This is a genomic window from Flavobacterium sp. YO12, from assembly GCF_004119495.1.
In the GTDB taxonomy this organism is placed as follows: domain Bacteria; phylum Bacteroidota; class Bacteroidia; order Flavobacteriales; family Flavobacteriaceae; genus Flavobacterium.
Genome location: NZ_NRQU01000094.1, coordinates 1 through 12,705 on the forward strand (window position 1 = coordinate 1; position 12,705 = coordinate 12,705).

At 32.1% G+C, this 12,705-nt stretch carries 10 protein-coding genes; 1 reads left to right on the top strand and 9 read right to left on the bottom strand.

Going from position 1 to position 12,705, the window contains the following annotated elements; translation table 11 throughout:
• Positions 1 to 428 precede the first annotated feature (428 nt).
• Positions 429 to 1,274 (top strand): FRG domain-containing protein, encoded by an 846-nt coding sequence (locus BOW55_RS19510; protein WP_129025996.1) that lies wholly within the window; start codon positions 429 to 431, stop codon positions 1,272 to 1,274.
• Positions 1,275 to 2,116: 842 nt separating this feature from the next.
• Here the strand turns inward: BOW55_RS19510 and BOW55_RS19515 are convergent.
• The 9 genes from BOW55_RS19515 to BOW55_RS19555 form a co-directional block, all read right to left on the bottom strand.
• Complete coding sequence (locus tag BOW55_RS19515) at positions 2,117 to 2,947, bottom strand: hypothetical protein (protein ID WP_129025997.1); 831 nt, start codon at positions 2,945 to 2,947, stop codon at positions 2,117 to 2,119.
• 229 nt (positions 2,948 to 3,176) lie between these two features.
• On the bottom strand, positions 3,177 to 3,506 hold the full coding sequence (locus BOW55_RS19520; RefSeq protein WP_371414546.1) for a helix-turn-helix domain-containing protein: 330 nt from the start codon (positions 3,504 to 3,506) through the stop codon (positions 3,177 to 3,179).
• 62 nt (positions 3,507 to 3,568) lie between these two features.
• Positions 3,569 to 3,838: a hypothetical protein gene (locus BOW55_RS19525; protein ID WP_129026001.1), complete on the bottom strand. Its 270-nt coding sequence runs from the start codon at positions 3,836 to 3,838 to the stop codon at positions 3,569 to 3,571.
• A 507-nt stretch (positions 3,839 to 4,345) separates the two neighbouring features.
• Positions 4,346 to 5,704, bottom strand: coding sequence for a phage integrase SAM-like domain-containing protein (locus BOW55_RS19530; RefSeq protein WP_129026002.1), 1,359 nt, complete (start codon positions 5,702 to 5,704; stop codon positions 4,346 to 4,348).
• 372 nt (positions 5,705 to 6,076) lie between these two features.
• Positions 6,077 to 6,535: an OsmC family protein gene (locus BOW55_RS19535; RefSeq protein WP_129026004.1), complete on the bottom strand. Its 459-nt coding sequence runs from the start codon at positions 6,533 to 6,535 to the stop codon at positions 6,077 to 6,079.
• Positions 6,536 to 6,844: 309 nt separating this feature from the next.
• Positions 6,845 to 8,023: an aldose epimerase family protein gene (locus BOW55_RS19540; protein ID WP_129026006.1), complete on the bottom strand. Its 1,179-nt coding sequence runs from the start codon at positions 8,021 to 8,023 to the stop codon at positions 6,845 to 6,847.
• A gap of 271 nt (positions 8,024 to 8,294) precedes the next feature.
• A complete protein-coding gene (gene araA, locus BOW55_RS19545) occupies positions 8,295 to 9,803 on the bottom strand; it encodes an L-arabinose isomerase (RefSeq protein WP_129026009.1) in 1,509 nt (502 codons plus the stop codon).
• Positions 9,804 to 9,880: 77 nt separating this feature from the next.
• A complete protein-coding gene (locus tag BOW55_RS19550) occupies positions 9,881 to 10,582 on the bottom strand; it encodes an L-ribulose-5-phosphate 4-epimerase (protein ID WP_129026011.1) in 702 nt (233 codons plus the stop codon).
• The gene (locus BOW55_RS19555; RefSeq protein ID WP_129026013.1) at positions 10,566 to 12,257 is read right to left on the bottom strand and encodes a ribulokinase; all 1,692 of its coding nucleotides are present in this window, start codon (positions 12,255 to 12,257) and stop codon (positions 10,566 to 10,568) included. The genes BOW55_RS19550 and BOW55_RS19555 overlap by 17 nt, the downstream gene beginning before the upstream one ends.
• Positions 12,258 to 12,705: the final 448 nt, after the last annotated feature.

Consider the following 12,705-nt stretch of genomic DNA (forward strand, 5'->3'; position numbering starts at 1 on the left):
AATTATTGAAGAATTAGAAAATCAAATAGCTAAAAAAACGATTTAATTACTCAAATCAATTCCCGAAGAGAAACATTTTATGCCCATACTGACCCAGAAGCAAACATAAAATCAGAAACTCTAGCAGAACTAAAAGAGATAAATGAACTATCAAAAAGTGTCTACAATAATCTGTATGGAAAACTATTTAGTTCATACTTTGCTTTTTACCATCATACTTCACTTTTTGATCCTATTATTGAAGATCGTAAATTTGTAGATGACTATTGGAAACAAAAAGAAGACAAATTAAAGTAATACAATATCACTACAGTAGCTTTTACAAGCTTGAGAAATTCCTACCTAACCAATACTTTCATTTTCAAGAATTAGAAACATGCAGAGGCATAATCGTTAATATTAACAAAGCAAAAAGTTATACCAAATAAATGTACAAAGAACTAGAATTTAAAAATTGGAACGAGTTAAAAAATTTTTTATCAACTCTAAACTCTAATTGGATTTTTAGAGGACAAGAAAATTATGCTTGGAAATTACGCTCAGCAATTGACAGAGTTGACTTTTCAACTGAAATCAAAAATCCTAAATCTCGATATGAAAAGTTTTGTATTTATGATTTTCAAAGAAATCCTCATTTATATAATAAAGAATACAACACAGAAAATGAATTTCAAATCCTTTCATTATTACAACATTATGGCATCCCCACTAGGTTGTTAGATTTTTCCGCTTCACCCTATGTTAGTGCCTTTTTCGTAATTAACGACGACGACACAGATGCAGCAATTTACGCAATAAACTATCACGAATTATTAAGCTCAACATTACATTTATTTAGATCGAAATATAACGATCAAAGTGATGCAGTAGTAAAATACAGTCAAGGCAATGGCATTAGTCAAAATGAAATATTTAAAGAATTGGTTTTAGGAAAAACTCAAAGAAAATTTGTCGAAATAGTACAACCATATTTTCTTTTTGATAGAATAATTCAACAAAACGGAGTATTTCTCTGCCAAGGAGACATAAACTTTGAATTTGAAGAAAGCTTATCTGCAAACCATGAAATCCTACAAAATTTATCTAATTGCAATCCATACTATAAAATAAAAATTAATAAAGAGTGGAAAAAAGAAATTACTCGAGATTTATTTACCATGAACATAACTTCATCGTCATTATTCCCAGGTATTGAAGGGCATTTAAAATCTTTAAAAAACAAGTTTGAAATATTTATGGAAGATCGAGGTTCTTCACTAATGCAACAACAATAGCAACACGAGTTAACATTTAAAATTAATCGTTTTTATAACTAAACTTTATTTCTTCTCTTTAAACATTGACGTAGTATACCACCACACTGTAAATATTATAAAAATAATAAACCAAAACACGCCTACCGCATGATCTCTCGACATGTATGAAAAAAAGGAAGACAACCCGGAAATCTATTATTTATAAAAACAGGAAATGTTATAAGATAAACAAATAGAATCACAACAAATAGAAGTAAAAACAAAAACAATAAGAAACTAAAAAAAGAGACTATTTTTTTCATTTAATAGATTTAAGTTATTTCACTTAAACCCAAAGCGAAGTTATAGATACAAAAAAGCGTGGGTCCATAGCCTTTAGTTAGTCAGAGGCTTCCGACGGCCCACACACAAACAAGTACTACAAAGCCCACGCCAAAGCGTGAGCATCAGACTTACTTTTCGATGTGTGTTGAAATTGTCGGAATTCCTGACACGAAAAATAGCTAACGCTAATATTTTATTTTACAGAAACAAAGATATAAATCTATTTTTCACTCTCTTAATTTTAAAATTAAATATTAGTCAATTTTAAAACTGGAATTATTGCGCGTAACAAAAAAATATAAACTAACTAGATTGTAATTCTTTACTTTAAAAACTATTGCCCTCCCTTCTATTTTACCCGCTAATTTTGATCTCTTTTTTTGATCTCTTTTTGCGTACTCTCTAACCTTATATTTGAAGGGTTTATTACTACACATTTTGTATTATAGAAAGTTGGTTAAGCATTACACACATTTTAATCATTTCACTCCGAATTTGTAAACGCAAATTTTCGGAATATTCAGCGGTTAGATTTTTTAATTTTTTTTGTGTCTATCCCTGTGATTTGATTTTAATTCCTCTAGCCAATAACGAGGATTTGAATATCTATTTATAAGCTGTTTTTCTCGTTTTGACAGAATTGCTTTTCTAATTGTGTAATCATAATGCATAATTTCATCAAATCGCCTTAAAAGCAACTGATGTGCTTTTTGCAAGGCATCTTGATTAATATCCGCAAAAGTCTTTACTCCTAAATTTCTCAACTCTATCATTTTCATTATTTTAAGCTCTACTCTCAAAACATTTTCACTCATATGGTACTGAAATGATTTGTTATATATTTTAAAAATAAACCATTGGTGTATAGCCTGTGCATTATTCCCCCAATGACTAAAGTCAAAAAAAATGTTTTTATGATAAAGCAATCCTTTTAAAAAAATCTTAGGATCAAAATTTAGGATAATATTAATTCCAAATTCTACGTTTTTAAATAACATTTGCGAAGCATTACATTCAAATAATTTTTCTAAATGTACTCTTGCTTCTATAGTATCATCTAATGCAAATTGATTACCATTAAATCCCTTATACGGCTTGTTTTCCCTGTAATTAGGAGATTTTATTCCTTTTATTTCATTCCACATTTTGTGTATGCTACCTGAAAATATAACGTATTTGCGTTCAGGTTGATTTTCGTCTTTAATTATCTTAATAATGATCTTGCAATGATTATATTCTGCAACAAAATGATTTTCATTTATTTCTCCGGTGTTTTTAGATATAGCACTTCTAAAATCCAATATTGATAAATTCAACAACCTATCAACATCAATATTTAAAAGGTAAATCTTAGTGTAATCAATCATTAATAACAAATTAGGTTCAACAATGCCAGTAGATTTGCACAGTAAAAAACCGGAAGTTTTAAAAACTCCCAGCTTTTTCGTGCGTATTGTTTGCTTTAAAAAATCAATTAGAGTTTACACCAACTTTTTCCAGTAATCGAATCAGCAGTTTCTTAGGTATTGGCTCGCATTGTTTTAATCCATCAAGTAAATGTTGGAGTGCAATTTTGTTATCGTAGAATTCCATAACTTAAGAATTAAGAGGCTTAAGACTGGCTTCAACTTCAGAACGTTTATAATATACTCGTCCCTGAATTCCGTAACTTTTGAGAATCCCTCGCTTTGTATAATTATGTACACTGGAAATATCGACACTTAGTAGAAAGGCTACTTCCTGCCTCGTTAAGTACACGGTTGGTTCTTTCGGTTGAAAATGTTTTTTTAAGTCGTCAGTTTCGGTTTTGACGATACTTGTAATAAGTTTAGTTAATTGTTCTAAACTTAAATCCTGTAGTAAAATTGAGTTTTGTTGCATGACTTTGTTATTAAAGTTTGCAACAAAAATATAAGTACAAAACATGTAAATAGATGATATTCAGTTGTTAGATAGAATCTGATACCATCTAACAACTAGACACCTTTTTAATGAAGTTCGCTTTGATTTAATATCTTGTTTATCTCTTTTCTAATAGAGATATAATCATTGTCATTTAAATAGTCCGATGATAGTAATGAAACATCATTTGGAGAAAAGTATTTATTAATACCTGCAATTACATTTTTATTGTTTTCTTCTTTTAAGGCAAAGACAAAATGTTTTCGCCCTAAGAGGTGGCTATTCATAGAGTAGTCAATAATTTCAAATTCTTTATGTAGTTGAAAAATCACATAAGCCATTTTTCTACCATTCATTTCTTTAAATTTTTTTGAAGTTGTTCTATTGTTTTAGTGGGTATGTCTTCACTAAAAAAATCCTTTAGATTTTTTTTTGTAATGTTGCTCCAGTATTTTTTTCAAGTTCAAGTTTTTTACTTCTAAAAAAGAATTATTTTAATATAGCTTGCTAAATGATTCTTAATTAGGTGCATTTCTAAGTCTAAGCCACATTTTTTTTCAAGTTGTGTAATCTCATTTTCTAGTACTGGTCGGATGAATTCCCGTACGAGTCTTAATTCAGTATTTACAAAATTAATTTCGTCATTGTCTTCGTTTAGTTTTTTATAAAAGTCTACATTCTCTAAATAATCATTTTTATATTGTTGTAACGTTTTATTTCTGAAACTATCAGAAGAATCTGAATTATATGATTTTTGTAAATTCATTTGCTAAAAAAAAGTCATTGATTATTATAAAATAAGATTGAAAATACTAAATTAACCCTATTTGCATAATAATTAATTATCTAAATAAAAATGTTTTTCAATCAGTTGTGCCGTTTTTTATAACCGTCATCTCGGGTACTTTGCGTTTCTCTTCTTCAACTTCTTTGTTTTTTTGTATTTCTTTGTGTACGTCGTCGTAAAACTTCATAAATAAATCCGCATTTTCATCTTTGTCTTCGGGTGCATTAATATAAGCTCTGAAAATCGATTCTTTAGAATGCGCCGAAATCCCCATTAAAACTGGGGTTGGAATCTTTTTATAATAATTTGTACAGAACGAACGTCTAAAACAATGTGTGGTTATTAAGAGATGTTTCTCATATAATTTAAAAACTTTACGTCCTGTATCTGCGTCAAATATTTTCCCCTCTGTCATTGTATTTATTTTGGCTGTTTCGCAAACTTTTTTAATGTGGTCGTTTAGTTTTTGTGTACTGATTTTATAAGGAAAACTGTTTTCAAGAATGTCAATAATATACGGAGAGATTATTCCAATAGTAACGGCTTTCTTTGTCTTCTTTTGTATTAAATCAATGTACATTTTTTCGTTTTTATACCTTATATTTTGGGATGTAATATCGAGAAGGTCTCCTCCACGTTGTCCTATTTCACAACCTATTAATAACCATTTTCGAGCATTTACATGTGCTTCTAGTGTGATGTCTGCCGTTCTAATTTGATCTAACTCTGCAAAGGATAAGGTTTGTATATATCTATCTTCGTCACTTTCTGATGCAACGGTTATTTGCTTAGCATAGGAATTAACTTTAATATCTTTTTTTTCCGCCTCAATACATACAGTCTTAATGTTTGCAATATGCTTTGACGCAGTATTTACGGCATACTTTTTTATTTTAAGTAACCAGTGTTCAAAATCGTCAATTAAAACTTGAGAGATATCTAAAAAGTGAATCTGCTTTTTAATCTTGGACTGATATTCCGATAACATCTTTTTTGTGGCTATATAACTGTTTTTTCTACTTAGGGAAAGCCCATGTTTATAACCTCCTTTTACTTTCACTTTTCGAGTTTCTGCAGTATCGATTATGTTTTGAATATAGTTTATAATTAATCCCTCATCCGTTTTTTCTATACGATTAAAGCATTCATTAATTTTTGATTCTAACCAAAATCTATCAATAACGATGCTTTCTCCCATATCAGTATTAAGGGATTTAAAAAGAAATGATTCCAACTTTTTGAGATTGTTGAAAATGATTTTATTCTCGGCATTGTTCTGTTTGGGCTTATTGGTTGACTCACTCCAATCTTTTGGGTTGATTGAAAATCCAGTATTTAATTCTAGATCCTGTTTTTTAAAACCTAAAATCAATCGGACTTTAATTGAGACGTTTTTGTTTGCACTACTGCGCAATCTAAATTTAATTGATGCCATATTTTAATATTGAACGTTTGAACAATACAAATATAATTAAATATCGGGCAACTTTAAAATAACGCCCGATATTTGCCCGATAAATTTATATCATCATTCAATTTGGCTCTATTTTATTCAACTCAAAATATGATTGATTCAAGACGATAAACCCAAATAAACAAGCCCTTAAACGTATTTTTAAACAATGTGTTCTAGGTTTTTAAAAATCATCCAAAAATATAGGTTTCAACTCCGGCTCCGGGTACGTAAAACCTCTTCAGCAATGAAGAGGTTTTTTTATGGCATTTTTTAAACCATATAAGTCCTATAAGAAAATATTACTTCGCGTTTAAGCTCAGTTTTTAAACGAACTTACATCACTTACATGGTTCAAACCTCACAACTAGCTTCATGCAAAACAGGAAAGTTGCACGAATTTGCGATAAAACACAATTGGTTTGCTTTAAAATGTAATTCTAAAGCCAATTCTATTTGGTTTGGATTTGAAATTTTTACTTTTGGTTTTAATCTAACCTCAACAAAACATCCTCTTCCATCTGTAGAAACTTCAAGCGTTGCTTCGGCGTTGTCTATATACTCGAGAACTTCTATTCCGTTTTGAGAACAAACATATAAGTACGACATCATATGGCAGGAAACCAAACTGCTTAACAATAAATCTTCTGGATTATATAATGCGGGATCTCCTTTAAATGCTTTTGCTGCCGAAACATCCAAAACTGGCTTGCCTTCAATTTTTATTTGATGAGTTTTGCTGTAAGTTTTTGAAGTTGGATTTTCTTCTTTTTTTGAAGTCCAATTTAATTCTGCATTGAATAGATGTTTCATTTTTCTTTTTATTGCTAAATTAAGTTTTTTCTTTTTCGGATCAATTAGTCTCGAAATCCCAATAGTTATCTGAAGCGAAGTCGCAAAGTTTCATCCACAATCTTGTCATTTCGACGAAGGAGAAATCTTCACAAGAAGCTCCACAAAGGAATTCTCAAATCTTTGGCGAGTTACTCGCGGAGATTTCTCCTTCGTCGAAATGACAAAAATGAGCAAATTCTTTGTTTCTACTGGTACTTTCATAAAAAAACCTCGAAAGCAATACTTTCGAGGTTTTTAGAGAACTGAACTAATTAACAAATTCCAAAACTATTTTTTTACTGAAAATTTAAAAGTAGTTTTAGTTTTATAATTTTCTCCCGGGTTTAAAACCGTTGTTGGGAAATTTTTCTGATTTGGAGAATCCGGATAATGTTCTGTTTCCAAACATAATCCCGTTCTGTGTCCGTATGTTTTTCCGTCACGTGTTGGTAAAGTTCCATCAAGGAAATTTCCTGAGTAAAACTGAATTCCAGGTTCATCAGTAGTCATTTCTAAAACTCTTCCGCTTGGTGCGTGATATACTTTTGCGATGATTGTTTTTCCTTTTTCAGGATTGTTCAATACCCAGCAATGATCATAACCTTTTCCTCTTTCTAATTGTTCGTTTTTAGCTTCGATGTCTTTACCAACCAATTTTGGTGTTCTAAAATCAAAAGGTGTATTGGCAACATCCTCTAATTTTCCTGTTGGAATTAAAGTCGCATCAACCGGAACAATTTTATCCGCATTTAAAGTCAATTCGTGATCTAAGATTGTTTTAGAAAAATCTCCAGATAAATTGAAATACGAATGCTGTGTTAAGTTTACAACCGTTTTCTTATCTGTCGTTGCTTCATACAAAACTTCTAATTGATTATCATTTGTCAATGTATAAGTCACAAAAACTTGTAAATTTCCTGGATAACCTTCTTCCATATCTTTACTTAAATATGATAATTTTAAAGAAGCTGTTTCCCCAGATTTAACCTCATCTGCTTTCCAAACTACTTTAAAAAAACCATTCGGTCCTCCGTGCAAAGCATTTGGCGCATTATTTATTGCCAATTGATACTCTTTTCCATCTAAAGAAAATTTTCCTTTCGCAATGCGGTTTCCATATCTTCCAATTAAAGCTCCAAAAAACGGATTTTCTTTTTCGTATTGTGCCAAAGAATTAAATCCAATTACAACATTTTCAGAAACACCTTCTTTATTGGGAACTTTCAAATCAGTAATAATACCACCAAAAGTGATAATATCTACTTCCATTCCGTTTTGGTTTTTCAACTTATAACTGTCGATTTTTTCTCCTTTTGCAGTTGTTCCGTAAGCCGATTTTTCAATCGTTACTGCTGCTTTTTGATCTGAAACTGTAGCATTCATTTTTTTATCGCTTTTGCATTGAACTGAAACTAAAGCCAGACTCAACAGGCCTATTCCAAAAACACAACGTTTTAATATATTCATAAATAATAATTTTGTGGTTTGTAAAAAGTTAGATGTTAAAAGTAATCCTTTATATTGAAAAAAATACTGTGTTTTGACGCGGATAAAACAGATTCGTTATCACGAAGACGCGGATTTATACAGATTTTAGATTATTTATAAACCCGTTTTTTATCTGCGTTTTTGCGATAGCAAATCCGTTTTATCTGTGTTGAATTTTTTACATATAATTGAGCTCAACAAGCTAGAAATAAGAAAAAATTTTAGAATCTTAGCAACTTAGCATCTTAGATTAAAGTCCATGCTGAAACGAATGAAAATAAGCTTCATTCGCATTAATCTTATCTTTAAACTCTCTAACAGTTGTTTTTTCATCAATAACCAATAATTCGATTCCAGCAATATCTGCAAAATCTTCCATATATTCCGTTGTTATCGATTGACTGTAAACGGTGTGATGAGCTCCTCCTGCTAAAATCCAAGCTGTTGCCGCAATATCAAGATTTGGTTTACAATCCCATAAAACTCTAGCAACTGGTAATTTTGGCAATTCTGCCAATGGTTTAACCGCTTCAACTTCGTTTACGATTAAACGGAAACGAGTTCCCATATCTACCAAAGAAACATTAATTGCATCTCCAGCTGGCGAATTAAATACCAAACGAGCTGGATCTTCTTTTCCGCCAATTCCTAAAGGATGTACTTCACAAGAAGGTTTTCCATCAGCAATAGATGGACAAATTTCCAACATATGCGATCCTAAAACATATGATTTTTGTGGTGTGAAATGGTATGTATAATCTTCCATGAAAGAAGTCCCGCCTTCCAAACCAATATTCATCACTTTTAAAGCTCTAACCATTGCAGCTGTTTTCCAGTCTCCTTCACCACCAAAACCATAACCATCAGCCATTAATCTTTGTGTTGCAATTCCTGGTAATTGTTTCCAAGCTCCAAGATTTTCAAATGTATCCGTGAAAGCACCGAAACCTCCTTCTTCAAGGAAAGCTCTCAAACCTAATTCAATTTTTGCCGCTTCAACCAAAGAACTTCTTTGCGCTCCACCCTCTTTTAAAGAATCGGTCAAAGTATATGATTCTTCGTAAACCGCTAATAAATCAGCTAATTCTTTGTCTGTTATTTTTTCGATATGTTTTGTCACATCTGAAGAATCGTATCCGTTTACCGACATTCCGAAACGAATCTGAGCTTCTACTTTATCACCGTCTGTAACGGCAACTTCACGCATATTGTCTCCAATACGAGCTACTTTTAAGTTCTGAAGTTCGTCCCATCCAAGAACAACTCTTGACCAAATTCCTATTTTTTTATGAACTCTTTCATCTTCCCAATGTCCAACTACAACTTTACGTTTTTTACGTAATCTAGACATGATGAAACCGAATTCACGATCTCCGTGAGCCGATTGATTCAGGTTCATAAAATCCATGTCGATAGATCCCCACGGAATTTCAGCATTGTATTGTGTATGTAAATGACATAATGGTTTTTTCAAAATACTCAAACCGCCAATCCACATTTTTGCTGGCGAAAAAGTGTGCATCCAAGCAATAATTCCAATACAGTTTTTCTCAGAATTTGCAGCCAAACAAACATCTAAAATCTGCGAAGGCGATTTCACCACATCTTTGTAAACCACTTTTACTGGAATTGAAGATGAAGCATCTAATCCTTTTGCGATTATCTGAGAATGTTCTGCTACTTTTCTAAGTGTTTCTTCACCGTATAATTCTTGGCTTCCTACTACAAACCATACTTCTTTTTGAGATATATCTATCATGCTGTTTAATCGTTTATTTGTTGAATTGTTTAATCGTTTGCAGGTTCTAAAATCTGCATTCTAAAATCTAAAATTATTTATTGTCCGTAATACGAATCTTTTCCGTGTTTGCGGTTGTAATGTTTCTTTATTAATGAATCTTTTAATCTTGGTGCGTTTGGATTTATTTGCAAAGTCAGGTACGCCATTTCGGCAACTACTTCTAGAACTTTACTGTTGTAAACCGCTTTTGCTGCATTTTTTCCCCACGCAAATGGACCGTGATTTCCAATCAAAACCATTTCTACTTCTTCGTATGAAAGATTTTTTTCTTTGAAACAATCCAAAATCTGAATTCCGGTATTGTGTTCGTAATTTCCTTCAATAAGAGAATCTGCCATTGGCGGAGCACACGGAATATCAGCCGTTAAATGATCGGCGTGCGTAGTTCCGAAAATTGGAATATCTTGTTGCGATTGCGCCCAAGCAACCGAGTACGTCGCATGTGTATGCGCAACGCCTCCAATATTCGGCCAATTTTTATACAAATAAGCATGCGTTTTTGTATCTGATGACGGACGCATGGTTCCTTCGATAATATTGTTATCAAAATCGACAATTACAATATCTTCTGGTTTTAAATCTTCGTAGGGAACACCGCTTGGTTTAATAGCAAAAACACCATTTTCTCTATCAACGGCACTTACATTTCCAAAAGTGTACACCACCAAATTCAATGCATTTAACTGCATATTGGCCTCGTAACATTCCTGTTTTAAATCTTTATATTGAGAACTCATTTTCTTTAATTTTAATAGATGGATCTTCAAAAGCACTTAATTGATCGTAAGCAATAAGTAATTTGTTATACGCTGCCACTTTATCTAATTGAGGGAAATATTCTCCGTCAAAATCACTTCCAATTTTTTGACTTGCTTCGATTACGTTTGGATAAATTCCTGCTGCAACGGCTGCGTAAATTGCTGCACCCAAAGCTGGAGTTTGGTCTGAAGCTGCGATTTTAATTGGCTTGTTTAAAACATTTGCCAAAGTCTGCATAATAAAAGGAGATTTACGAGCAACACCGCCAATTCCTATTACGCTGTCGATTTTCACACCTTCTTCTTCAAAACGATCTACAATTTTCTTCGCTCCAAAACAAATTGCGTTTACTAAAGCTTTGAAAATATGGGGTGCTTTTGTTCCTAAAGAAAGGTTTGAAATGGCGCTTTTTAATTCCTGATTAGCATCTGGAGTTCTTCTTCCGTTGATCCAGTCTAAAGCAATAGGAAGACTTTCTGAAACTGGAATTTTCTCTGCTTCTTTCGTTAATTCAACAATTAATTTATCGCTGAATTCTTCTCTTAATTGTTCTTTTTGAGCATCATTTAAAAGTGACGTAGCACCTAATAAATGTTCCGTCGGCCACATTAATAGTTCTTTGTACCAAGCCAATAAATCTCCAAAAGCAGATTGCCCTGCTTCAAGACCAATAAAGCCCGGAATTACAGATCCATCTACTTGTCCGCAGATTCCGCGAACGGTTTTTGTTCCTACTTCGTCATATGAACCAACCAGAATATCGCAAGTTGAAGTTCCCATAACACGAACTAAAGTATTCTCTCCAATTTTTGCTCCAACAGCTCCAGAATGTGCATCGAAGGTTCCAACGGCCACAACTGTATCAGTCGAAAGCCCTAAACGATCTGCCCATTCTTTGCTCAAATTTCCTGCTGATAAATCAGATGTATAAGTTTCATTATATAAATTACCACGAAGCTGTGCTAAATAAGGATGTAATTTTTCTAAGAATTCAACTGGCGGAAGTCCGTTCCAGTCTGTGTGCCACATTGCTTTGTGTCCTGCGGCGCAACGGCTTCTTTTAAAAGTTTTTAAGTCTTTATCTTCAATTAATAAATACGTCATTAAATCGCAGTGTTCCATCCAAGTATGTGCTGCATTTCTAACTGCTTCATCTTTTCTTGCAATGTGAAGAATTTTTGCCCAAAACCACTCTGATGAATAAATTCCGCCCACATATTTTGTAACGTCTTCTCCGCCCCAGCTTACTGCCAGTTCGTTAATTTCGTTTGCTTCATTTATCGAAGTATGATCTTTCCATAAAACCATCATCGCATTTGGGTTTTCTTCAAAACCTTGTGTCAATGCTAACGGAATTCCATCTTTTGTTACTGGAACTGGAGACGATCCAGTCGTATCTATACAAATCCCTTTCACTAATGAAGGATCAACTTTACTTTCTTTTATAACCGTTTGAATCGTAATTTCTAATCCTTCGATGTGATCTAAAGGATGCTGACGAAATTGATTTATAGCCGCGTCACAATATTGCTTATTCTTCCATCTTTTGTAATGAGAAACATTCGATGCTAATTCCTGCCCATTTTCGGCATCTATAAGCACCGCTCGAACAGAATCTGTTCCATAGTCTAATCCTATTACGTAATTTTTCATTCGAAATTAATTTTTAATGGTGACAAATATACTTATAAATATTTATAAGTGTACAAAAAACACTTAATAAAAAAGATACAGTCTTTTTTTTACAGATATTGCACTAAAACAGTTCTTTAGAAGAAAAAGACAAAATAAATGTTTAAATAACATTTATTCTATTGCGATTATCTCATCTTACAACCTAAAACTGCAAAGCACAACCTGCTTTTCTAACTCTATTTTATCTGATTTTTTTCCTTTTTAACTTATTTTTATTCTAAAACCAAAACCTAAAAAGACAGAAAAACTGATTTCTATTTCTTCTTCATTTACAATCAAAATGATTGCAGTTTTAATTTTTTTACTTCAAACCTTAAATAAGTGTTTCTTTAACATTTGTAAATTTAAATAAAAAAATCTTAAAAACAAATTAAAATTCTAAAACAACTGGTTGCAAAAAATAGAT

What these genes read in the sequence shown, in the direction of transcription:
- BOW55_RS19535 (WP_129026004.1), bottom strand. Translation starts at nt 6,535, where the DNA reads ATGAAACATCTATTCAATGCAGAATTAAATTGGACTTCAAAAAAAGAA.
- BOW55_RS19520 (WP_371414546.1), bottom strand. Translation starts at nt 3,506, where the DNA reads ATGTTTTGTACTTATATTTTTGTTGCAAACTTTAATAACAAAGTCATG.
- araA (WP_129026009.1), bottom strand. Translation starts at nt 9,803, where the DNA reads ATGATAGATATATCTCAAAAAGAAGTATGGTTTGTAGTAGGAAGCCAA.
- BOW55_RS19515 (WP_129025997.1), bottom strand. Translation starts at nt 2,947, where the DNA reads ATGATTGATTACACTAAGATTTACCTTTTAAATATTGATGTTGATAGG.
- BOW55_RS19530 (WP_129026002.1), bottom strand. Translation starts at nt 5,704, where the DNA reads ATGGCATCAATTAAATTTAGATTGCGCAGTAGTGCAAACAAAAACGTC.
- BOW55_RS19510 (WP_129025996.1), top strand. Translation starts at nt 429, where the DNA reads ATGTACAAAGAACTAGAATTTAAAAATTGGAACGAGTTAAAAAATTTT.
- BOW55_RS19555 (WP_129026013.1), bottom strand. Translation starts at nt 12,257, where the DNA reads ATGAAAAATTACGTAATAGGATTAGACTATGGAACAGATTCTGTTCGA.
- BOW55_RS19550 (WP_129026011.1), bottom strand. Translation starts at nt 10,582, where the DNA reads ATGAGTTCTCAATATAAAGATTTAAAACAGGAATGTTACGAGGCCAAT.
- BOW55_RS19540 (WP_129026006.1), bottom strand. Translation starts at nt 8,023, where the DNA reads ATGAATATATTAAAACGTTGTGTTTTTGGAATAGGCCTGTTGAGTCTG.
- BOW55_RS19525 (WP_129026001.1), bottom strand. Translation starts at nt 3,838, where the DNA reads ATGAATGGTAGAAAAATGGCTTATGTGATTTTTCAACTACATAAAGAA.